The organism is Streptomyces sp. SAT1, from assembly GCF_001654495.1.
GTDB classification, from domain to species: domain Bacteria; phylum Actinomycetota; class Actinomycetes; order Streptomycetales; family Streptomycetaceae; genus Streptomyces; species Streptomyces andamanensis.
This window is the reverse complement of record NZ_CP015849.1, coordinates 5,538,872-5,560,336: the sequence shown is the minus strand read 5'-3', so window position 1 is coordinate 5,560,336 and position 21,465 is coordinate 5,538,872. Positions and strand designations below refer to the sequence as shown.

Genomic DNA, 21,465 nt, shown 5'->3' with positions numbered 1-21,465 from the left:
TTCACCGCACAGCCCAGGCCCCCACCTGGGCATTTAACTTTTTTACTCAATGTTCCGGGAATACAGATTGACCTACGAGCTGCCGGTCTATACTGGCCAAAGTCCAGCGAACGACCCGCTTGGAACATCTCGGCCTGACGGGATGCGACCGGTTCATGGGCACCCCCGGAAAGCTTCCCGGAGGACCGCCTTCACCTCGAATTGATCAAGTGTTCAAATATTCAGGGGAGAACCAAGGCGGCGCGTTCAGGACACGCATGGCAAGATGGCCGAAATCATTCGACCGCGGGGGCGTAAAAAGATGTCAACGAGTGATTCCTTCGACTGGCCGATAACTGCGCGAGACACCGAACTGCGCACCCTCCGGAACGCCGTGCAGCGCCGTGGCGGCGCGCTGCTCGTCGGTCCGCTGGGCGTCGGCAAGAGCGTTCTGCTGGCCACCGCGCTGCGCCGGGCCGCCGACGAGGGCCGCACGGTCCTGAGCGTCGGCGGCGCCGGCTGGAGCAGTGGCACCCGGATCCGGGGCTTCGGCACACTGACCGAGTGCCTGGAGGCCGTACGGCCGGCCGCGGCGGACGGCACCGCCGCCGACCGGCCCCTCGTCGCCGTCGACGACGTGCACCTGCTGGACACCGCCGTCAGTGTCCGGCTGCACAGCCTGGTCGCCGCGGGGCGCCTCAGCGTCCTGGCCGCGGCCCGCCAGGACGCGCCCACCCCGACCGGCATCGACAAGCTTTGGGTGGAACGGCTCGTCGAGCACGTCGAGGTGGCGCCCTTCGACCGCACCGCGATGGACACCGTGCTGCGGGCCCGGCTCGGCGGCCACACCGACACCGCCACACTGGAACGGCTGTGGGCGGCCACGCACGGCAACGCGCTGATGCTCCGCGAACTCGTCGAACACGCGCTGGAGGACGGCTCCCTGACGTGTGTGGACGGCACCTGGCGCTGGCCCGGCCTGACCCGCCGGCCCGGCAAACGGCTCTCGGACGTCATCCGCGTCGGCCTGCGCGACCTCAGCCACGAGGAGCACGAACTGGTCCAGATGCTCGCCGTCGCCGAACCGCTGGAGGCGGAGATCGTCGCCGCGGCCGGCCTCTCCCGCGCGGCCGAGGCGCTCGACCTGCGCCGCATCGTCACCGTCGAGCGCAGCCGCTCCCGGGTCCGGCTGCGGCTGGCCGTCCCGCTCAGCCGGGTCGTCATCGCCTCCCGGATGTCCGACCTGACCGCCGCCCGGCTGCGCCGCGAGGTCGCCGACTCCCTGGAGCGCACGGGCGCGCGCCGGGAGGACGACATCCTGCGCATCGTCACCCTGCGCACCGAGGCCGGGCTCGTCCCCGAGCGCGAGCAGCTGCTCGGCGCGGCCCGGATCGCCCTCAGGCGGCGGGAGTTCCCGCTCGCGGAGCGCCTGTGCCTGCTCGCCCTCCAGGAGGAGGCCGGCGACCTGGACACGCCCGCGCTGCACGGTCCGGTCCCGGACTCGGCGCTCTTCGGCGCCGATCTGCGCCGTCTGGTTACGCGCGTAGTGCGGGACCCGGAGCAGGCCGTGCCCCGGGTCCGCGCGGCCCTGCTGCTCGGCCAGGTGCTCGTCGGCAGGGACCGGCCCGCCGAGGCGGAGACGGTGCTGAAGGCGGCGCTGGAGTCCGGGGTGGCGGTCCCGCTCGACGAGTACGTCGGCGCCGTGCACACCCGCGTGACCAACCTGGCCTGGAGCCTGCGGCGGGTCCAGGAGGCCGGGGAGCTGCTGGACCGCACCGTCGCCGAGGTCGGCGCGGACCGGGCCGGGCTGCTGCACGGCACCCGGGTGCTGATCGCCGTGATGTCGGACCGGCTCCAGGAGGCGGTCGCCCTCGGCGACACCGCGCTCGACGCGACGGCGCCCGACCTGCCCCTGGCCCAGTCGGTGGTGCCGACCGTGGCCTTCGCCCGCAGTGAACTGGGCGACCCGGCGGGCGCGCTGAACCTGCTGAACCGCTACCGCGACGTGTGCGACGAGTGGGACACCGACGCCCAGCTCCTCGCCAACTCCGTCTCGGCCCGCTGCTCCTCCCTGCTCGGCCACCTCAGGAGCGCCGCCGAGGCGCTCGACGCGGTGCACCGCTACGACCCGGGGCACGGCCGACCCGTCCTGCTCCAGGCGCTGCTCGACCGCTGCCGGCTGCTGCGGATGCTGGGGCAGTCCGAGCAGGCCGTCGCGCTGCTGCGCGGGGCGATCGCCTCCGAGGCCGCCCACGAGTACCCGGTGACCAGCGCCTGGCCGCTGGCCCAGCTCGCGGGGGCGCTGGCCGAGTCGGGCAACCACTCGGAGGCGCTGCGCACCCTGGTCGAGGTCCGCGCGCTGCGCGGCGAGGTGCTGGGCTTCCCCATCAGCGAGGACGAGATCGCCTACGAGAGCGCTCTCGTGCTCGCCTACACCGGGGACCACTCCAGCGCCGCCGCCCAGGCCGTGGCCCTGGCCGAGCGGGCGGGCGCGGCCGGACGCACGGTCCGCGCCACCAACGCGCTGCTGCTGGCCGCCCGGGTCACCGAGGGCGCCGCGGTCCGCTTCCCGCACCGGGCGCTGCTGCGGGCGGCCCGGACCGCGGGCGGGCTGACCCGGGTGCTGGCCGACTACGCCGAGGCGCTGGCCGACGGCGACGGCGCCGCGCTCACCGACGTCTGCGACCGCCTGGTGGAGATGGGGGCGCTGCCGCTGGCCGGGGAGGCCGCCGCCCAGGCCGCGCGGGCGTTCCGCGCCTCCGGACAGCACCGCAAGGGCCGCGAGGCCCAGGCCGCCTGCCGGGAGCTGCTGCCCGGCTCCGGTGTGGCGCTGCCGCCGTGGGTGGAGGCGGACACCCGCCCCGAGCGCGACTCGGCCTCGCTCACACCCCGGGAGCGGGAGGTCGCCGTACTGGCGGCGACCGGGATGTCCAACCGCGACATCGCGGACCGGCTGGTGGTGTCGGTGCGCACCGTGGAGAACCATCTGCACCGCATCTACCACAAGCTCGGCATCACCGCCCGCAACGACCTCCAGCGCGGCCTGGACAAGCTGATCGGCCGCCCGCGGGAGACCAACCGCATGGCACCGCTGCGGCTGTACGAGGGCGGCTCCGAGCACGTGGCGTAGGCGCGTACGGCAGCGCGTACGCCGACGACACGTACGGCAGGCGCACACGGCGGTGCCCCGCGAGGACGGCTCTCGCGGGGCACCGCCGTGTCACGGGGCCATGCTCGGGGGCGGCCCGTCACTCCTGCGGAGCCGGCAGCACACCGGCCCGCACGAAGTAGGCGATGTAGCCGCCGAACACCTTCTCGTCGATGTCGGGGCAGACGATCCCGGTGTCCTTGAGCAGGTCGCGGGTCAGCTCGTCGGCGAACTCGGCGACCTCGACCTTCTCCGACTCCACGAGGATGCTCAGCAGCGGCGCCATGGAGTTGGTGACGTCGGCGGCGACGGCCTTCATCCACTTCAGGATGCTGACCTCCTTGAGGTCGTACCCGGCGCCGCGCAGCAGCCGCAGGATCCGCTCGGAGTCCAGCGTGTCCGGGCTGACCTGGTGGTAGGTGCCGCCGGTGCCCTCCGGGTGCCGGGAGGCGGCGACGATCACGGCGGACACGTAGTCGACCGGGACCATGTTCATCGCCAGCCGGAACCTGCGCGGGTACAGGCCCACCTGGAGCGAGCCCTTGATGAAGCGCCACACGAAGTCGTTGGGCTGGCAGGCGCCGGTGACCGAGTCGCCCCAGACCTGGCCGGGCCGGTGGATGGTCACCGGCACGCCCCGGCGGGCCGCCTCGCGCACCAGCTGCTCGGCCACCCACTTGCTCTTGGTGTAGCCCAGCGACAGGTTCTCCGGCGGTCCGGTCGGGTCGAGCTCGCCGCGCGGCTCCCGGTCGGCGCCGGGCTCGAACACGCCGGTGGTCGAGACGTGGTGCAGGGTGGCGCCGGCCGCCTGGGCGAACCGCAGCACGCCGTGCGTCGCCTCCACCGTGGACTTGCGCAGCCACTTGTAGATGGTCAGGAAGTTGACCTTGGCGGCGGAGTGGTAGACGGCGCCGACCCGCCCGGCCAGCGCGTCGTACTCCGCGCGCTCCATGCCGAGCAGCGGCCGGGTGATGTCCCCGGTGTGCACCTCGACGCGGTCCGGGTCGATGTCGTCGAGCAGTTCGTAGGTGCGCAGGTTCTCCTCCAGCCGGGCACGGGCGGTGCCGGTGTCGGCGCCCCGCACCAGGCAGTGCACGACCAGTCCCTGCCGCAGCAGGTCCCTCAGCAGGAACGCGCCGAGGAACCCGGTCGCGCCGGTGAGGAACACCTCGGTCACCGCGCCCGGCTGCGGTGCCGTGTAGCCCGTGATGTCGTCGGCCAGCACGACATCGGCGGCGAACTCCTCGGAGATCTCCATGGGTATCGTCGAACTCATCAGTTATCCGTGGTCCTTCCGGAATACGTGTCCGGGCTAGGCGCCGTCGGCACCGGCGGCGGCCGTGGCGTAGGAAAGAAGGCTCATCGCCTCCTTGACGTCGGCGTCGGTGGCGACGATCGGGGGCAGCAGGCGGATGGTGGTGGGACGGCTCAGGCAGGGCGAGACGACCAGGCCCCGCTGGGCGAGACCGGTCAGGACGTCGCCGGCCACCTCGGGCGAGCGGAAGTCGACGCCCCACAGCAGACCGCGGCCGCGCGTCCCGACCACCTTGTCCGGGTGTTCGGCGCGCAGCTCGGCCAGCCCGTTCTCCATGGCGAGGGCGATCCGCTCGCCGTCCGCCGCGTACCGTTCGATCAGGTCGAGGGCGACCGGGACGACCGCCGTGGACAGCGGGTGGCCGCTGAAGGTCGCGGTGTGCACCATCGGGTCGGCCAGCAGCGGGGCGAACAGCCGGTCGTTGCCCACCGCGGCCGAGACCGGCAGGACGCCGCCGCCCAGCGGCTTGCCGAGCAGCACCGCGTCCACGTCGAGGCCGTCGGCCAGCGCCACCGACCGTTCGCCGCACCGGCGCAGACCGACCTGGATCTCGTCGGCGATGACGAACGCGCCGTGCTCGTGGGCGTCCCGGCACCAGGTGCGCAGCACCTCGGTGTCGAGGACCCGCACACCGTTCTCGGCCTGGACCGGCTCGAAGACCACGGCGGCGACGTCGTGCTCGCGCAGCGCGTCCGCGACGGCCTGCGGGTCGTCGCCGCTGACCCGGACCACGCCCTGGAGCAGCGGTTCGAGACCGGACCGGAAGCGGGGGTTGTCGGTCAGCGCGAGGGCGCCGAGGGTCTTGCCGTGGAAGGCGCCGTCGACCGCGACGACGGTGGTGCGGCCGGTCGCCATCCGGGCGAGCTTGACGGACACCTCGACGGCGTCGGCGCCGCCGCAGCCGAAGTAGACCCGGCCGAGGCCGCCCCCCACGTACGCGGCCAGGCGCTCGGCGGCCAGCGGGGCGACGGGCGTCTGCACCGAGCGGGTGGAGGCGGGCATCAGGTCGAGCTGCGCGCGGACGGCGTCCGCGATCTCGGGGTCACGGTGGCCGAGCAGGGCGACCGCGTAGGAGCCGAAGTCCAGCATGGTCCGGCCGTCCGAGAGGGTCACCCGGCAGCCCTCGGCCGACGCCTCGACGGCGCCCTGACCGGTGAACTTGCCCGCCACCGCGAGCGCGGGCGAGAAGTGGCGTCTGACCCGCCGGAAGGTCTCCTTGGCGTCGACGGCGTGCGTCTCAGTCATGGTCTGTCCCCGCCCCTACGCGCTCTGCTCGACGATGTCCCGCTGGTAGCGCTCCAGCGCCTTGGCCACCGCGGGGTGGATCATCTCGGCCACCATGGGCAGGCCGACGTCGAACTCCACCTTGAGTTCGAGGGCGGCCGTGCCGCCGTCCTCGACGACCTGCCAGTAGCCCTCGTAGTGGGCGAGGTCGCCGTCGCTCTGGCGGAACTCCCAGCGGCGCCGCTCCGGGTCCAGGACGTCCTCCTGGTCCCACTCCATCTCCGAGCCCTTCAGCTCCACGACCCAGCTGCTGGTGCGGCGGTCGCCGTCCTCGCCGCTGATGGTGACCTCGTTGACGCCCTCCATGAAGTCGGGGAACGCCTCACAGTCCGTGAGCACCTTCCACACGGCGTCCGCGGTGCCGGCGCCGGGGCATGTGCTGTGCACTACATGCATGAACTCATCCTCACTCGATCCCTGAATCCCGTGATCTCCTGCGCCACTTGCGCATCTCCCGTCACGTACGTCTCGTGGCCCTCGGCTCCCGGCGGGCCGGGGCCCGGCGGGAGCGGGCCGTCACGCGGAGTCCCGCCGGCGCGCCGGGACCCGCTCCTCCAGCAGCGCCGTCAGGCGTTGCAGCTCCGAGCGCAGCGCGTGCTGCTGGGAGGTCAGCTCCTCCACCCGTACGCGCAGCCGGTGCAGTTCGTGCCCCTGGGTGCCGGGGCCGTCGACGAGGTCCCCCTCGGCGGGCCACCCGGGCGCGGGCTCCATCGTCGCGACGGCCGTGCCGGTCCCGGCCGGGGCCGGCTCCGTGGCGCGCAGGCTGCCCGGTTCGCGCAGCACCCGGACGTTGCCGGTGCGCACCGGCGTCCGGTCCTCCGCCTGGTGGGCGGCGCCCCGGCGCACGGCGCGCGCCTCGCCCTGCCGTCCGCAGCGCTGGAGCGCGAGCGCCAGCTGGTCGCGGAAGCGCGCGCGGGCCGGGTGGGCGACGACCAGTTCCTCCAGCCGGCGGACCACCTCCTCGTGCCTGCCGATGCGCAGCGAGGCGTCGCACAGGTCCTCCAGGGCGGTCAGCCGCTCCTCCTCCAGGCGGGCGGCGGCCGCCGCGCACAGCGGCCCGTGGGAGCCGCCGTCCAGGGCCGGTCCGCGCCACAGCCCGAGCGCCTTGCGCAGCAGCAGCGCGGCGGCCCGCGGGTCGGCGGCCAGCAGGCGCTTGGCCCGGGTCACCTGGAGCCGGAACTGCACGCTGTCCAGTTCCTCGGGGCGCGCCTGGAGCACATAGCCGGGCCCGCGCACCACCAGGCGGGGGGTGTTCGCCCGGGACGGCTCCGCCTCGATCAGCTGCTGGCGCAGCCGCGAGACATGCGCCTGGAGGGCGTTGCCGGCCTTGTCCGGTGCGTTGTTCCCCCACAGTTCACGGATCAGCTCCTCGGTGGGCACCGGGGTCCCCAGGCGCACCAGCAGAGCCCCGAGCAGCGCCCGCTGCTTGGGACTGGTCAGCTGCACGCTGGCACGCCTGACGTCGTCGTAGATCCCTGGGGGTCCCAGTACCCGGAACTGCATCGAAACCTCCACCAGTCGTCGCGGCCCGGACCACGCCGCACTCCGAGGTGATCACGCGCGCCGCCCCGGGCGCATGAGTACTCAGGTACTCCAAACCGGGGGCGCCGCCGGGCCGCGCACGGGGCCGGGCGGCCCCGGCCGGGACTTCGCCGGGGGCGCGCGGAGCCGCGAGCTGAGTGACGGTTACTCATGCGCGGGCGCACGGAGCCGTGTTCGGCTGGACCGGGCACCGTGACACGACCCAGGGAGCAGGCGGACATGACACGTTGGGATGCCGAGACCGCGGTGGTGGGTCTGGGAAGTTGGGGGGCGTCGGCCTTATGGCGGCTGGCGGCCCGGGGCGTGGACGTCATCGGTCTGGAACGCTTCACGCCGGGGCACGCGCTCGGCTCCTCGTACGGCGGCGCCCGCATGGTCCGCCTGACGGGCGCCGAGCATCCCGGTCTGCTGCCGCTGGCGCGCAGATCGAGGCAGCTGTGGGCGGAGCTGGCCCGCGCCGGCCAGGACGGGCTGTTCACGCCCTGCGGCGGACTGCTGATCGGCCCGGAGAACGGCCCGCTCGCGGGCGGCGCGCTGCGCACGGCCCGCGCGCACGGCGTCCCGGTCCGCACCTTCACGGCGACCGCGCTGCGCTTCCGCTTCCCGCGCCACACCGGGGTGCCGGCCCATCACATCGGTGTGTGGGAGCCCTCCGCCGGGCTGGTGCGGCCGCGGCACGCGGTACGGGCCGCGGTGGCGCTGGCCGAGCGCGCCGGTGCCCGGGTGCACACCGACTCCCGGGTGGTCCGGGTCGAGCGGGTGCCGGGCGGGGTGCGGCTGCACACCGCCACGGGCTCGGTGACCGCGCGCCAGGCGGTGCTGACGGCGGGCGCGTGGCTGCCGGGGCTGGTGCCCGGACTGCCGGTGCAGTCGGTCCGCGCGCCCTTCTCCCGCTTCCGTCCGCTGGACGCGGCGGACAGCGGCTTCGACCTGGAGGGCTTCCCGGTGTTCCGGCGGGAGCTGGACGACGGCCGGATCCTGTGGGGCAGCGGCGCCCAGGGCGGCGACGACGTCGGCCTGGGCCTCGAGGACGGCGGGGCGGCCAAGCCGGTCGACCCCGAGGACACCGACCGCTCGGTGACCGCCGACGACTGGTCGGACCTGGCGCGGCTGCTGCCCGCCAAGGTGCCCGGCCTGGAGACGCTGCCCGCCCGTACGGCGGTCGGCACCCGCGCCCGGACCCCGGACGGCCTGTTCGTGTGCGGCCGTCCCGGCGGCGACCCGCGGCTGGTCGTCGCGGGCGGTGGCGGCGCGCACGGCCCGGCGTACGCGCCGGGTGTCGGCGATGCCCTCGCCGACCTGGTGCAGGGCGCGGCGGGCGCCGCCGGGCTGGACTTCCTCTCGCCGGACCGCTTCAGCTGAGCGCCGCAGGGCGCCGGGCTGCCGGACCCCGCCCCGCGGGCCGCGCGCGGGGCGGGAGTGTCGGGAGCGCACCCGCGCTTCAGCCGGTGAGGCTCTGCGGAGCGGGCGCGGCCGGGCGCGGTGCCGTTTTGAGCACTTTGCGGCAGATCCGTTCGCCGACCCGGGCCACCAGGGTGCGGGGGCGGCGCGGCGTCAGATGCGCCATCAGCGCGTTGCCGAGGCCGGGCGTCACATAGGCGCGGTTGCGGTCGAGCGCCGCCAGGGCCGCGCGCACCACCGGCTCGGGCGTGGTGAAGCTGCCCGCCACGGCGGCGTCGCGGGTGCCGAGGACCTCGAAGAACCGCGTCTCGACCGGTCCGGGGCACAGCGCGGTCACCCGCACGCCCCGCCCCCGCACCTCCTCGCGCAGGGCCATCGAGAAGTTCAGCACGAACGTCTTCGAGGCGCTGTAGACCGACAGGTAGGGGCTGGGCTGGTAGCCGGCGGTCGAGCCCACGTTGAGGACCGCGCCGGTGCCGCGCTCCAGCATGCCGGGCAGCAGGGCGTGGGTGAGGTCGACGAGCGCGACGACGTTCACCATCAGCAGGTCGTGGTCGCGTTCGGGGCCGATCTCCTCGAACCGGCCGCCGGTTCCGAAGCCCGCGTTGTTGACCAGCAGGTCGACGCGGATCCCGCGGTCGGCGAGTTCGCGCGCCACCTGCCGTCCGGCGTCGGGCCGGGCCAGGTCCTGCACCACCACGTGGGTCTTGACGCCGTGGACCCGCGCCAGCTCGGCGGCGACCTCCTCCAGCCGGTCCCGGGAGCGGGCCACCAGGACCAGGTCGTGGCCCCGGGCGGCGAGCTGGGCGGCGAACTCCTTGCCGAGCCCGGAGGACGCGCCGGTGACCAGCGCGGTGCTCGGGACGGCGGGGGCAGTGCTCATGGCTGTTCCCTTTCGGCAGGACGGCTGACTCCTCGCACCCTCACGGCAGGCGTGGCCGGCACATCGTCGATCGTGCGGGGATCGGTCCGCCGCCCCGGTCGCCCCCCTCATCCAAGGAACTCAGCACCACGGCCCACCCCGTGGCGAACGGAACCGACGTGCCGCCCACGCCTGCTCCGTCACCCTAGTGAGACCGCCGCGCCGGGGCCCCCGACTCTGACAGGAGCTGACATGTCAGGGCGGGCCGGGCCCACCCGGCGGACCTCCGGCGGGCCCTCGGCGGGACGTCCGGCGGACCTCCGGCGGGCCCTCGGCGGGACGCCCGGTGCGGGCGCGGGTGCCGGGCGTGGGTGCCGGGCGGTCGTGCGGCCCGCGGGCCGCAGTAGGCTCGCCCCTGTGAGTACGTGCACGACCGTTTCCCGGCAGCTCGGCGAAGCGCAGGGCGCCACCGCGCCCACGGCGACGACCTGGCTGCTGCTGGAACAGCCCGGCCCCTGGGGCGCCAAGGCGCTCACCTCCAGCCATCTGGACCCGGAGCTGGGCCGCGCGCTGGAGCGGGCGGCCGAGGGCACCGGCGTACGGATCGCCCTCGTCCGGCGCCCGGGACGGCACGCCGACTGCCGTACGCGGTCCGTGCGACAGGTGTACGCGGCCCACACCCTGCCCGGCAACAGCTGGGTGCGCTCCGCAGATACCGCCGCACCGGAGGAGTTGCTGCGTCTCGACTTCGCCGCGCTGGGCAGGGGCGAGCACCACACCTTCGACACGGTCCTGCGGGGCGTGCCGCACACCGCGGGCCCGCTCGCCCTCGTCTGCACCAACGGCAAGCGCGACCGCTGCTGCGCCCTGCTGGGCCGGCCGCTGGCCGCGGAGCTGGCCGCCGCCGGGGAGCACGGCGTCTGGGAGGTCTCCCACCTCGGCGGCCACCGCTTCTCCCCCACGCTGCTCCTGCTCCCGCACGGCTACGCGTACGGCCGCGCCGAGACCGGCGCCGTCCGCGGCGCCCTGCGCGGGCTGCGCGAGGGCCGGGTCGACCTCGACGGCTGCCGGGGCCGCAGCGCGTGGGAGCGGCCCGCACAGGCCGCCGAGCTGGCCGTGCGCGCCCTGAGCGGCGAGTACGGCGCGGACGCGCTGACCGTCGTCCGCACCGAGGAGCTGCCCGCCCCGGCCGTGCCGGGCCCGCACGGCGCACCGGCGCCGGAGGACGGCACCCCGTTGTGGGAGGTGACCGTCGCCCACACCGACGGCCGCCGCTGGCACGTCACCGTGGCGCGCGGCGCCGCCGAGCCGCCCCGCCCGGAGAGCTGCGGCGCCGCGGTCCTGGGCACCCCGGCCCGCATGGACGTCCTGGCGGTCCGCGAACTGTCCCTGCCCCACGCACCGCGCTGAGCCCGCCCGGCCGGGCCGCCCGGATCCGCGGCGCACGAGACCTGGGACGGCCGCGCCGCGCACCGTACGGTCGTCGCCATGAGCACCACCGCCCCCGTACGCCGCCGTCGCCTGGGTCTGCCCCGGCGGGCGTTCGCCCAGGTCCTGCTGACGCAACTGGCGATCGCCGCGTCGGTCGCCGTCCTGGCGACCGGGCTGTTCCTGGCCCCGCTGAGCCACCAGCTGGACGACCAGGCGATGCGCCGCGCGCTGGCCATCGCCGAGACCACCGCCGAGAACCCGCAGATCGTCCACGACCTCCTGCACACCGCCCCGAGCGTGAGCGGGCCCGTGCAGCGGGAGGCGGAGGCGATCCGGCGGGCGACGGGCGCCGAGTACGTCGTGGTGATGGACACGGCCGGCACCCGCTGGTCGCACGCCGAACCGGACCAGGTCGGCAGGCCCGTCTCCACCGACCCGACGGCCGCTCTGCGGGGGCGGGAGGTCATGCAGATCGACACCGGCACCCTGGGCCGCTCCGCCCGCGGCAAGGTGCCGCTCTACGACGGTGACCACCGCATCGTCGGCGCGGTCTCGGTCGGCATCGCCTACGACAGCGTGCGCGCCCGGCTGGTGGACGCCATCCCCGGGCTGCTCGCGTACGCGGGCGGCGCGCTCGCGGTCGGGGCGCTGGCCGCCTGGCTGGTCTCGCGCCGGGTGCAGCGGCAGACCCGGGACCTGGCGTTCTCCGACATCGCGGCGCTGCTCGCGGAGCGGGAGGCCATGCTGCACGGGATACGGGAGGGCGTCGTGGCCCTGGACCGGGGCGGGCGGGTCCGGCTGCTCAACGACGAGGCGCGACGGCTGCTCGGCATCGGCGACGAGGCGCTCGGCCGGTTCCCGGACGAGGCGCTCGGCGCGGGCCGCACCACCGATGTGCTGGCCGGGCGGGTGACGGGCACGGACCTGCTCACCGTGCGCGGCCAGCGCGTCCTGGTCGCCAACCGCATGCCCACCGACGACGGGGGCGCCGTCGCCACCCTGCGCGACCGCACCGAACTGGAGCAGCTGGGCCGGGAACTGGACTCCACCCATGGTCTGATCGACGCGCTGCGCGCCCAGGACCACGAGCACGCCAACCGGATGCACACCCTGCTCGGCCTGCTGGAGCTGGAGATGTACGACGACGCGGCGGAGTTCATCGGCGAGGTGGTCGGCGACCACCGGGCCACGGCGGAACAGGTCACCGAGAAGATCCAGGACCCGCTGCTCGCCGCGCTGCTGGTCGGCAAGGCGACCGTCGCCGCCGAACGCGGGGTGGCGCTGTGGATCTCGGACCGCACCTGGCTGCCGGACCGGCTGGTCGACCCCCGGGGCCTGGTGACCGTCGTCGGCAATCTGGTGGACAACGCGCTCGACGCCGTGGCGGCGACCCCGCACGCGCGCGTGGAGGTCGAGCTGCGCACCCGGGGGCGCACCGCCGTCCTCCGGGTCCGCGACACCGGGCCGGGGATCCCGCCCGAGCTGCGCGAATCGGTCTTCACGGAGGGCTGGTCGACCAAGCGGCCCCCGGCACACGGCAAGCGCGGCATCGGGCTCTCCCTGGTGCGCAGGCTCGCCGAGCGGCAGGGCGGCTCCGCGACGGCGGGCGCGGCGCACGGCGGCGGCGCGGAGTTCACGGTGGTGCTGCCCGAGGCGCTGGAGGAGGGCACGGACGCCCCGGGCTGAGCCGCGGCGGCCCGCGCCGGCGTGCGGCGCGGGCCGTGTCCTCGCTCGTGCACCGGTACGGGCCCGGCGCTTCCGTTCCGGTACGGGCTCAGCCCGCGGCCTTCTCGACGAACTCGGTGGTGAACGTCCTGCTCAGATCCACGGTGGCGTTCTTGACGGCGGGGTTGAACGCCTTGAGGACCTTCTCCACGGTCTCGGGGCCGTTCGCCGGCATCACGCCGTCCTTGGTGAACATCGGCAGGGTGCTGCGGATCGAGTCGGCGTAGAGCTTCTTGTCCCCCTGGGAGTAGTCGGCGGGCATCTTGGCGGCGATCTCGTCGGCACTGTGGGCGGACATCCACCGGAGGGTCTTCACGAACGCGTTGGCGAGCTTCTGGACGGTGTCCTTGTGCCCGTCGACCCAGCTGGACTGCATGTAGAGGCTGGACGACGGGTAGGGGCCGCCGAGCGCCTGCCGGGAGCCCTCCGGGGTCCGCATGTCCACGAGGACCCGGCCCGCCTTCTTGGCCAGGATCGTCGCGACGGTCGGGTCGGTGGTCATGCCGCCGTCGATGGAACCCTGCTGGAGCGCGGAGACGAACGTCGGTCCGGCGCCGACGGCGACCGGGGAGAACTCGCCGACGCCGACGCCGTTCTTGACCGCCAGGTACTTGGTGAGGAAGTCGGTGGAGGAGCCGAGCCCGGTGACGCCGAGCTTCTTGCCCTTGAAGTCCTTGGGCGAGGTGATGTCGGCCGCCGCCTTCTCGGAGACCACCTCCACCTCGCCGGGCGCGTGCGAGAACTGCACCACGGACTCGATGTCCTTGCCCTTGACCTGGAGGTCGAGGGTGTGGTCGTAGAAGCCGACGGCGGCCTGGACCTGGCCGGAGACGAGCGCGGTCTCGGCCTGGACACCGGCGGGTTCGCTCAGCAGTTCCACGTCCAGGCCCTCGGCGGAGAAGTAGCCGAGGCGCTGGGTGAGCATGGCGGGCAGGTAGATGACCTTGTCGAGGCCGCCCACCATGATCTTGACGTGCTCGCCCTTGCCGTCTCCCCCGCCGCCGCCGGACGCGGAGCCGGCCGCGTCGTTGGCGCAGGCGGTGAGGGAGGACAGGGCGAGCAGGCCGGCGGCGGCCGACGCCGCGAGTCTGGTGGTGGTGCGCATGGCGGATTCACGTCCTTGGGGAGGCCGGTACGGCGGCGGGGTGCGGGCGCGTCCGTACGGAGAGGCGGACACGTGCAGGGGCGAGGGGCGGGCGAGGGCGGCTCAGTGACCGGAGTCGGCGGGCTTCCAGCGGAAGATGCGGCGCTCGGCGAAGGTGAGCAGCCCCTCGGCGACCAGGGCGACCGCGGCGAGGATGACCATCGCGGCGTACACACCGGCCGCGTTGAACGTGCCCTGGGACTGCGCGACGAGCAGTCCGATGCCCTTGGTGGCGCCGATGTACTCGCCGACGATGGCGCCGATCAGCGCGAAGCCGAAGCTGACGTGGAGGCTCGTGAAGATCCAGGAGGTGGCGGACGGGACGACCACCTGGAGCGTGACCCTGCGGTCGCTCGCGCCGAGGATCCGCGCGTTGGCGACCAGATCGCGGTCGACCTCGCGGGCGCCCTGGAAGGCGTTGAAGAACACCGGGAAGAAGACCAGGACGACGGCCGAAGCGATCTTGGAGACCGGGCCGAGCCCGAACCAGATCACGAAGATCGGGGCGAGCACGATCCTCGGGATGGAGTTGAGCACCTTGATGTACGGGCCGAGGACGTCGGCGAGGAAGGCGACGCGCCCGAGCGCGATCCCGAGGACCACACCGGCCACCACGCCGACCACCCAGCCGAGCAGCGCCTCGTAGAGCGTGTACCAGATCTGCTCGCCGAGCGAGCCGAGGGCGGTGCCGTGGGTGATCCAGGTCCAGATCTGGTCCCAGATCTTCGAGGGCATCGAGAAGTTGAACGGGTCGATGGCCTCGGCCCGGGACAGCGCCTCCCACAGGCCGAGCACGGCCACCAGGAGCAGGACGCGGCCGGCGGTGACGATCACCTTCCGCCTGCGGGCGGCGCGGGCCCGGGAGTGCGCCCGGCCGGATGTCTTCGCGGTCTCGGCGACCGGTGTGCTGAGCACCTCAGGCGACATGGGCGGCACCTCTTTCCCGGGTGATGCGGACCTCTTCGCCCAGGGACTCCCAGATCTCGCGGTAGATGTCGATGAACTCGCTCCGCAACCGGACCTGCTCGACCTTGCGCGGCCGGGGCAGTCCGATGTCGAAGACCTGCTTCACGGTGGCGGGTCCCGCCGTCATCACGACGACCCGGTCGGCCAGCGCGATGGCCTCCTCCAGGTCGTGGGTGACGAAGACGACCGAGGATCCGGTGCCTTCCCACAGCTCCAGCAGCTCGTCCGACATCAGCGCCCGGGTCTGCACGTCGAGCGCCGAGAACGGCTCGTCCATGAGCAGGATCTCGGGGTCGTTGACGAAGGTCGCGGCGAGCGCGACGCGCTTGCGCTGGCCGCCGGAGAGCTGGTGCGGATAGCGGTCCTCGAACGCGGCGAGCCCGACCCGGGCCAGCCACGCCCGCGCCCTCTCCTTCGCCTCCGCCTTGGGGACGCCGCGAAAGCGCGGCCCGGCCGTGACGTTGGACAGCACCGTGCGCCAGGGGAAGGTGGCGTCCTGCTGGAAGACGAAGCCGACCTTGCCGCCGACGCCGGCCACCGGCTCCCCGGCCACCAGCACCTCGCCCTCGGTGGGCTCCTCCAGACCGCTGACCAGCGTCAGCGTGGTCGACTTGCCGCAGCCGGTCGGACCCACCACGGCGACGAACTCACCGCGCCGCACGGTGAGGTCGAGATCCCTGACCGCGGTGTGCAGGCCCCCCGACGGGGTCCTGAACATCTTGCTCGCGCCCCGCAGCTCGATGGCGGGGCTGGTGTCTGCGCTCATGCCCCGGGACGGTAGGTGTGGCCCCCGCCACGGCAGCAGTCTTCTGGGCGCAACCTGTTCTTTTGCTCGCAGGCACCTGTTGTGCTCGTTTTGCTCGCGCTACAACATCGGAGCCGGAACACGGGCTCGACGCCGGCCCGGCCTTGACGGAGAGAGGCCCGATGATTGACGTCCTGGTGGTCGACGACGACTTCCGTGTCGCTGAGATCAACGCGAGATACGTGGGGAAGGTTCCCGGGTTCCGGGTGACCGCCCGCGCGCACAGTGCAGACCAGGCACTGGCCGCCGTGCAGCGCGGCGGCACCGACCTGGTCCTGCTCGACCACTACCTGCCCGACCGCACCGGCCTCGAACTCGTCCACCGCATGCGCGACCAGGGCCTGCACACCGACGTCATCATGATCACGGCGGCCGGCGACGTGGCGACCGTGCAGCAGGCGATGCGCCTGGGCGCGCTGCACTACCTGGTCAAGCCCTTCACCTTCGCCGCGCTCCGCGTCCGCCTGGAGTCCTACGCCGCCCTGCGCCGCACCGTCGACCGGGTCGGCGGCCGGGGCGTGGCCGGGCAGGAGCAGGTGGACCGGATCTACGGTGCGCTGCGCACCGCGCCCGCACCGGCCTCGCCCGGCCTGCCCAGCGGCCACTCCGAGCCGACGACGGACCTCATCTGCGGTGTCCTGCACGGCGCGGCACGGCCCCTGTCGGCCCACGAGGTGGCCGCCCGCACCGGCCTGAGCCGCTCCACCGCCCAGCGCTATCTGCGCCACCTGGAACAGGCCGGCCGGCTGCGCCTGTCCCTGAAGTACGGCGACACGGGCCGCCCGGAACACCGCTACGCCTGGGTGACGCCATAGCCGTAGCGGCGGCGAGGGCGGGACGGACCGCGTCCCCGGGTGCCGACGCGGGCGCAGGGGTACGACCGCAGACGCAGGGGTACGACGCGCCCGAGGCCGCTCACACGGCGCCCGCCCCGGTCAGCGAGCGCACCTCCGTCTCCGCGTGCCGGGCCTCGTCGGGCGGCTCGGCGGAGGTGACGGTGCCCAGCCAGCCGGCCAGGAAGCCCAGCGGGATGGAGACGATGCCGGGGTTGTGCAGCGGAAAGTACTGGAAGTCCACCCCCGGGAAGAGCGAGTCGGGGCTGCCGGAGACCACCGGGGAGAGCACGACGAGCCCCAGCGCCGGAACCAGCCCGCCGTACACGGCCCAGACCGCGCCCCGGGCGGTGAACCCCCGCCAGAACAGCGAGTACAGCAGCACCGGCAGGTTCGCCGAGGCGGCCACGGCGAAGGCGAGACCCACCAGGAAGGCCACATTGAGGTCGCGGGCGAGCAGGCCGAGGGCGATGGCGACCACGCCGACGCCCACGGCGGCGATCCGCGCCACGGCCACCTCGCCCCGCCGCGTCCCGCCCCGGCGCCGCAGCGACGCGTACAGGTCGTGGGCGACGGACGCCGAGGAGGCCAGGGTGATCCCGGCGACCACCGCGAGGATGGTGGCGAACGCGACCGCGGCGACCACCGCGAACAGCACCGTGCCGCCCGTGGAGTCCGCGCCGCCGCCCAGATCGAGCGCGAGCAGCGGCACCGCGGTGTTCCCGGCGGCGTTCGCCCCGCGGACCGCCTGCGGGCCCACGATCGCGGCGGCCCCGAAGCCGAGCACGATCGTCATCAGATAGAAGCCGCCGATGAGCCCGATGGACCAGAGCGCCGAACGCCGCGCCGCCCGCGCGGTCGGCACCGTGTAGAAGCGCGACAGGATGTGCGGCAGCCCGCCCGTGCCGAGCACCAGCGCGAGTCCGAGGCTGAGGAAGTCCAGCCGGGCCGTCCAGTCGCCGCCGTACCTGAGTCCGGGTGCCAGGAAGGCGTCCCCGTGCCCGCTGCGCCCGGCCGCGGCGCGCAGCAGCTCGTCGAGGTCTCCGTGGAAGCGGACCATGACGAGCGCGGTCAGCACCACGGTCCCGCCCAGCAGGAGGACGGCCTTGACGATCTGGATCCAGGTGGTGGCCCGCATCCCGCCCAGCGACACATAGACCACCATCAGCGCGCCGACGCCGATCACCGTCCATGCCTGTGCCGCCCCGCCCGCGCCCGTCCTGCCCAGCAGCAGGGCCACCAGGCTGCCCGCGCCCACCATCTGCGCCACCAGGTACAGCACGGACACCGTGACCGAGGACGTGCCCGCCGCGATCCGCACCGGCCGCTCGCGCATCCGCGCCGCCACCACGTCCGCCAGCGTGAACCGCCCGCAGTTGCGCACCGGTTCGGCGACGAGGAACAGCACCACCAGCCAGCCCACGAGGAAGCCCACCACATACAGCACCCCGTCGTAGCCGAACAGCGCGATCAGCCCGGGGACCCCGAGGAAGGAGGCGGCCGACGCGTAGTCCCCCGCGATGGCAAAACCATTCTCCATCGGGGAGAACAGCCGCCCGCCCGCGTAGAACTCCTCCGCCGAGCCGTGCCGCCTACGGCTCACCCAGGTGGTGATGGCCAGCGTGACGGCCACGAACACGCTGAACAGCACCAGCGCCCACCTCTGATGATCGCCGGTCACGCCCCGCCACCCCCTTGCACCGCACTGCGCGTCAGCTCCTGTGTCTCCCACCGCAGTTCGAGCGCGGCCCGGTCCCTGCGCAGCCGGGCGTGCCGCGCGTACGCCCACGCCAGGAGGAACGTACTGAGGAACTGCCCCGCCCCCGCGACCATCGCCACGTTCACCGCGCCCGCCACCGGCCGCGCCATGAACCCGGGCGCGGACGTCGCGGTGACCACGTACACCAGGTACCAGCCCAGGAAGGCCACCACCGCCGGCACCACGAACCTCCGGTAGCGGCTGCGCACCTCCTGGAACGCCGCGCTGCGCTGCACCGCGAGATACACCTCGGCCACCGCCGCACCGTCCCTGCCCCGGTCCGGCCGGGCCCCGCGCGCGACCGGCACCCGCAGGCCACGAGCCCCGGCCCCCTCTCCCTCTCCCCGGCCTCCCCGGCCGGTCCCGGGCTCCTCGGACCACGGATCGCGCTGCCGCAGATCCTCGGGCGCCGCCCGCTCCCGGTCCTGCCCCGGCTCCGACCGTTCCTGCCCCTGGCCGCTCCCGAACCGGTCCCCGGGACCGCTCCCGTCCCCGCCCCCGCCCCCGCCGGGACTGCCGTTGTTCGACTCCATGCCCCAGCATGGTCAGAACCGCCGGACCCCCCGCCTCGCTTCTCCCCCCGCTTCACCCCATCAGGTGACTCAGCTCGCCGGCGGACGCGCCAGGCCCTTCGTGTACGCGTACCGCACCGCCTGTGCACGGTCCTTCAGCCCCGTCTTGGCGAACAGGTTGTTGATGTGCGTCTTCACGGTGGCCGTGGAGACATGCAGCCGCCGGGCGATCTCCTGGTTGCTCAGCCCCTCGGCGATCAGCACCAGCACCTCGCACTCCCGCGTCGTGAGCCCGTCGGGCGGTTCATCGGCGGACGCGTGGCGGGACTCGGGCTCGGACAGCCGCTCCAGCAGCCGCCGCTGGATGCCGGGCGAGAGCCCCGCGTCCCCGGACAGCACGCTGTGCACCGCCCGGACGATCTCGTCACCACCCGCGTCCTTGGTCAGATAGCCCCGCGCCCCCGCCCTGAGCGCGGGGAACAGCGACTCGTCGTCCGCGTACGTCGTGAGGATCACCACCTGCGTCCCCGGGTGCTGCGAGCGGATCCGCCGGGTGGCCTCGACACCGTCGCAGCGCGGCATCCGCAGGTCCATGAGCACCACGTCCGGCGCGACCTCCGCGACGAGCCGCACGGCCTCCTCGCCGTCCCCCGCGGACCCCACGACCTCGACGCCCGGCAGCAGCCCCAGCAGCATCACGATGCCTTCCCGGACCACCGTCTGGTCGTCCGCCACCACCACCCGCGCCGGCTTCCCGACAGCCTCCTCGGTCATACCGGCACCTTCAACGTCACCGCGAACCCCTCCTCGTGCGGCCCTGCCTCCAGCGAGCCGCCCAGCAGCTCGGCGCGCTCACGCATGCCCAGCAGACCGTACCCGCCGCCGGCCCCGGCCAGTTCGCCGGGCGAACCGCCCGAGTCCCGCACGTCCAGCACCACCTGGTCGTCGCGGTAGTCCAGGCTGAGCCTGACCCGGGCGCCCGGAGCGTGCTTGCGGACATTGGTCAGCGCCTCCTGAGCGACCCTGCGGACGGCCTGGGACGCCTCGGCGGGGAGCCGTCTGCGTTCACCCGAGACGGTGACCTCCGCGCCGTCGTTCGCCGCCACGAGCTGGCCGAGGAAGTCCTCCAGCGGGGTCAGTTCGCCGCGCAGCGCGGACAGTGCCTGCCGGGTCTCGGAGAGTCCGTCGCGGGCCATGCCCCGGGCGGCGACCACCCGCTCCAGGATCTGGTCCCGGTCCGCGCCCCGCTCGATGAGGAGCCGGGCGGCCTCCAGGTGCACGAGCTGGGCCGAGAGGCTGTGGGCCAGCACGTCATGGATCTCCCGCGCGATCCTGGCCCGCTCCCCCAGCGCCGCCGACTCCGCCTCCGCCGCCCGAGCGGCCCGCTCCTGCGCGAGCAGCCGCTGGGCACCGGCGCGGGCCTCGGCGTCGAGCCGCAGGACATAGCCGGCGAGCGCCAGTCCGACCGCCGTGACGACGGTGGTGAGCCACCGGTCGTCGTTGGCCGCGGCGAAGGCGCCGAGCGCGATTCCCGTGAGCGGGGTGGCCACCGCGAGCGGCAGTCTCTCCAGCGCGCCGACCGCGCAGGCGCACCAGATGACGAGGGCCGGATCGTGGAAGTTCCCCGCCTGGGCGGCGGCGCCGACTGCGAGGAGCAGCACGAAGAGCACCAGGGACGGTCCGAGCCGGTGGGCGAGCGTGGTCCGGAAGAAGGCCCAGGACGCGCCGGCGGCCACCAACACGCCCGCCGCGGCCGCCGCGGCGCCCCAGGCGTGGACGTGGCTGTTGCGGAAGGCGCCCCACAGCAGGATGGCGGCCAGCATCAGCCGCACACACCAGCCCAGGAGGCGCCGGGGCCGCGAGATGCCCTCGCGGCCCAGTGCTTCCGGAGAGGGCCAGCGCGTCCAGACGTTCTCCGTCATGCGTGTTCCTTCCACGCGGGGCGGGGCCTGCCGTCACCGTACGCCGCGGTCCGGCCGTCCGCCGCCGTCAGGGCGCCGGAGCGCAGGACCAGGACTCCCGAGCGCACCAGCAGCGTGGCGGCGAGCGCGAGCATCAGTGCCGGGCTGCCCTGATGCACACCGAGCAGCTCGCCCAGTCCGAACAGAGCGGCGCGCAGGGCGATGCCTCCGCTCCAGACGGCGATGCCCGCCTTGGTCGTACTGGTCCAGACCGCGCCGTCCGGCTCCACCCATATCCGGGAGGTCCAGGCCCAGCCCGCTCCGATCCCCAGGCCGATGATCAGCTCGGCGACCAGGAGCGCGACGGCCTCGCCCTGATGGTGGGCGTCGATCAGGTGCGGGTCGCGCAGGGCGACGACGGCGAGGATCGCGGGCAGCAGCCACCAGCGCCGGTCCGCGTCGATCCGGCGGGCGCGGAACTGCCTGAAGATCACGAGCGCGGCGACCGCGACGATCACCAGCACATTGACGAGCCCGGACATCAGAGCCTCCATGAGCGGGAAGGAGAGGCCGGCGGCGAGAACCGCCGACGCCTTCGACGCTACGGAAAATCACGGGCGGACTGATCGGACCGGGGGTGGATCGAGGGTGGATTCCGGGCGCCGGGATTCTCCACCCACGGGTGGACAACCGGACCCCCGGCCCCCGGCCCCCGGCCCCCGGCCCTCGGGCACCAGGCTCCGGGCCGCCCGGGGCCCCCGGCCCCTCGGACCCCTGGCCCCCTGATCTCGTCGGCGCCCCACCGCCGTGCCCGACCGGGGCACCCGCCCCGGCGGCACAACGGCATCGTGGCCGCGA

The 21,465-nt window shown here is 74.1% G+C and carries 18 protein-coding genes; 5 read left to right on the top strand and 13 right to left on the bottom strand.

The genetic code is table 11. The features are described 5' to 3' along the window. The first annotated feature begins 301 nt into the window (after positions 1–301). Positions 302–3,109, top strand: a complete 2,808-nt coding sequence (locus A8713_RS33960) for a helix-turn-helix transcriptional regulator (RefSeq protein WP_159393117.1) — start codon at positions 302–304, stop codon at positions 3,107–3,109. A 118-nt stretch (positions 3,110–3,227) separates the two neighbouring features. Here the strand turns inward: A8713_RS33960 and A8713_RS24005 are convergent, their stop codons facing one another. From A8713_RS24005 to A8713_RS23990, 4 genes are all read right to left on the bottom strand, one after another. Beyond that, entirely contained in the window at positions 3,228–4,403 is a 1,176-nt protein-coding gene (locus A8713_RS24005; protein WP_079159100.1) for a thioester reductase domain-containing protein, read from the bottom strand. Between the two features lie 36 nt (positions 4,404–4,439). Then, complete coding sequence (locus A8713_RS24000; protein ID WP_064535652.1) at positions 4,440–5,687, bottom strand: aspartate aminotransferase family protein; 1,248 nt, start codon at positions 5,685–5,687, stop codon at positions 4,440–4,442. Positions 5,688–5,702: 15 nt separating this feature from the next. Further along, positions 5,703–6,122 (bottom strand): type II toxin-antitoxin system RatA family toxin, encoded by a 420-nt coding sequence (locus A8713_RS23995; RefSeq protein WP_064535651.1) that lies wholly within the window; start codon positions 6,120–6,122, stop codon positions 5,703–5,705. Between the two features lie 120 nt (positions 6,123–6,242). After that, the gene (locus tag A8713_RS23990) at positions 6,243–7,229 is read right to left on the bottom strand and encodes an AfsR/SARP family transcriptional regulator (RefSeq protein ID WP_064535650.1); all 987 of its coding nucleotides are present in this window, start codon (positions 7,227–7,229) and stop codon (positions 6,243–6,245) included. Positions 7,230–7,487: 258 nt separating this feature from the next. Here A8713_RS23990 and solA point away from each other — a divergent pair, with 258 nt between their 5' ends. Further along, entirely contained in the window at positions 7,488–8,630 is a 1,143-nt protein-coding gene (gene solA, locus A8713_RS23985) for an N-methyl-L-tryptophan oxidase (RefSeq protein WP_064535649.1), read from the top strand. 79 nt (positions 8,631–8,709) lie between these two features. On the opposite strand, the gene A8713_RS23980 is transcribed toward solA, so the two are convergent. Then, entirely contained in the window at positions 8,710–9,552 is an 843-nt protein-coding gene (locus A8713_RS23980) for an SDR family NAD(P)-dependent oxidoreductase (protein ID WP_064535648.1), read from the bottom strand. A 396-nt stretch (positions 9,553–9,948) separates the two neighbouring features. On the opposite strand from A8713_RS23980, the gene A8713_RS23975 reads away from it, so the two are divergent. Both A8713_RS23975 and A8713_RS23970 read left to right on the top strand, forming a co-directional pair. Beyond that, positions 9,949–10,941, top strand: a complete 993-nt coding sequence (locus tag A8713_RS23975; RefSeq protein ID WP_064535647.1) for a sucrase ferredoxin — start codon at positions 9,949–9,951, stop codon at positions 10,939–10,941. A gap of 78 nt (positions 10,942–11,019) precedes the next feature. Next, complete coding sequence (locus A8713_RS23970; RefSeq protein ID WP_064535646.1) at positions 11,020–12,648, top strand: ATP-binding protein; 1,629 nt, start codon at positions 11,020–11,022, stop codon at positions 12,646–12,648. Positions 12,649–12,736: 88 nt separating this feature from the next. On the opposite strand, the gene A8713_RS23965 is transcribed toward A8713_RS23970, so the two are convergent. From A8713_RS23965 to A8713_RS23955, 3 genes are all read right to left on the bottom strand, one after another. After that, positions 12,737–13,792 (bottom strand): ABC transporter substrate-binding protein, encoded by a 1,056-nt coding sequence (locus A8713_RS23965; protein ID WP_064535645.1) that lies wholly within the window; start codon positions 13,790–13,792, stop codon positions 12,737–12,739. Between the two features lie 102 nt (positions 13,793–13,894). Continuing rightward, positions 13,895–14,758: an ABC transporter permease gene (locus tag A8713_RS23960; RefSeq protein WP_064535644.1), complete on the bottom strand. Its 864-nt coding sequence runs from the start codon at positions 14,756–14,758 to the stop codon at positions 13,895–13,897. Further along, entirely contained in the window at positions 14,748–15,563 is an 816-nt protein-coding gene (locus tag A8713_RS23955) for an ABC transporter ATP-binding protein (protein WP_064535643.1), read from the bottom strand. The genes A8713_RS23960 and A8713_RS23955 overlap by 11 nt, the downstream gene beginning before the upstream one ends. 161 nt (positions 15,564–15,724) lie before the next feature. On the opposite strand from A8713_RS23955, the gene A8713_RS23950 reads away from it, so the two are divergent. Continuing rightward, positions 15,725–16,417, top strand: a complete 693-nt coding sequence (locus tag A8713_RS23950; RefSeq protein ID WP_064535642.1) for a response regulator — start codon at positions 15,725–15,727, stop codon at positions 16,415–16,417. 100 nt (positions 16,418–16,517) lie between these two features. On the opposite strand, the gene A8713_RS23945 is transcribed toward A8713_RS23950, so the two are convergent. The 5 genes from A8713_RS23945 to A8713_RS23925 form a co-directional block, all read right to left on the bottom strand. Next, positions 16,518–18,116: a solute symporter family protein gene (locus tag A8713_RS23945; protein WP_064535641.1), complete on the bottom strand. Its 1,599-nt coding sequence runs from the start codon at positions 18,114–18,116 to the stop codon at positions 16,518–16,520. Beyond that, positions 18,113–18,727 (bottom strand): DUF485 domain-containing protein, encoded by a 615-nt coding sequence (locus A8713_RS23940; RefSeq protein ID WP_064535640.1) that lies wholly within the window; start codon positions 18,725–18,727, stop codon positions 18,113–18,115. Before A8713_RS23940 ends, A8713_RS23945 begins: the two co-directional genes overlap by 4 nt. A 69-nt stretch (positions 18,728–18,796) precedes the next feature. Further along, positions 18,797–19,480 carry a response regulator transcription factor gene (locus tag A8713_RS23935; RefSeq protein WP_064535639.1) on the bottom strand — a complete coding sequence of 228 codons (684 nt, stop codon included), beginning with the start codon at positions 19,478–19,480 and terminating at the stop codon, positions 18,797–18,799. Next, positions 19,477–20,628, bottom strand: coding sequence for a sensor histidine kinase (locus A8713_RS23930; protein ID WP_064535638.1), 1,152 nt, complete (start codon positions 20,626–20,628; stop codon positions 19,477–19,479). Before A8713_RS23930 ends, A8713_RS23935 begins: the two co-directional genes overlap by 4 nt. Beyond that, on the bottom strand, positions 20,625–21,149 hold the full coding sequence (locus tag A8713_RS23925) for a CcdC protein domain-containing protein (RefSeq protein ID WP_064535637.1): 525 nt from the start codon (positions 21,147–21,149) through the stop codon (positions 20,625–20,627). Before A8713_RS23925 ends, A8713_RS23930 begins: the two co-directional genes overlap by 4 nt. Positions 21,150–21,465: the final 316 nt, after the last annotated feature.

Bases quoted from the DNA above. Each gene is read 5' to 3' on its own strand.
- A8713_RS23935 (WP_064535639.1), bottom strand. From the start codon at position 19,480: ATGACCGAGGAGGCTGTCGGGAAGCCGGCGCGGGTGGTGGTGGCGGAC.
- A8713_RS23990 (WP_064535650.1), bottom strand. From the start codon at position 7,229: ATGCAGTTCCGGGTACTGGGACCCCCAGGGATCTACGACGACGTCAGG.
- A8713_RS23950 (WP_064535642.1), top strand. From the start codon at position 15,725: ATGATTGACGTCCTGGTGGTCGACGACGACTTCCGTGTCGCTGAGATC.
- solA (WP_064535649.1), top strand. From the start codon at position 7,488: ATGACACGTTGGGATGCCGAGACCGCGGTGGTGGGTCTGGGAAGTTGG.
- A8713_RS33960 (WP_159393117.1), top strand. From the start codon at position 302: ATGTCAACGAGTGATTCCTTCGACTGGCCGATAACTGCGCGAGACACC.
- A8713_RS23965 (WP_064535645.1), bottom strand. From the start codon at position 13,792: ATGCGCACCACCACCAGACTCGCGGCGTCGGCCGCCGCCGGCCTGCTC.
- A8713_RS23940 (WP_064535640.1), bottom strand. From the start codon at position 18,727: ATGGAGTCGAACAACGGCAGTCCCGGCGGGGGCGGGGGCGGGGACGGG.
- A8713_RS24000 (WP_064535652.1), bottom strand. From the start codon at position 5,687: ATGACTGAGACGCACGCCGTCGACGCCAAGGAGACCTTCCGGCGGGTC.
- A8713_RS23995 (WP_064535651.1), bottom strand. From the start codon at position 6,122: ATGCATGTAGTGCACAGCACATGCCCCGGCGCCGGCACCGCGGACGCC.
- A8713_RS23925 (WP_064535637.1), bottom strand. From the start codon at position 21,149: ATGTCCGGGCTCGTCAATGTGCTGGTGATCGTCGCGGTCGCCGCGCTC.
- A8713_RS24005 (WP_079159100.1), bottom strand. From the start codon at position 4,403: ATGAGTTCGACGATACCCATGGAGATCTCCGAGGAGTTCGCCGCCGAT.
- A8713_RS23955 (WP_064535643.1), bottom strand. From the start codon at position 15,563: ATGAGCGCAGACACCAGCCCCGCCATCGAGCTGCGGGGCGCGAGCAAG.
- A8713_RS23930 (WP_064535638.1), bottom strand. From the start codon at position 20,628: ATGACGGAGAACGTCTGGACGCGCTGGCCCTCTCCGGAAGCACTGGGC.
- A8713_RS23960 (WP_064535644.1), bottom strand. From the start codon at position 14,758: ATGTCGCCTGAGGTGCTCAGCACACCGGTCGCCGAGACCGCGAAGACA.
- A8713_RS23980 (WP_064535648.1), bottom strand. From the start codon at position 9,552: ATGAGCACTGCCCCCGCCGTCCCGAGCACCGCGCTGGTCACCGGCGCG.
- A8713_RS23970 (WP_064535646.1), top strand. From the start codon at position 11,020: ATGAGCACCACCGCCCCCGTACGCCGCCGTCGCCTGGGTCTGCCCCGG.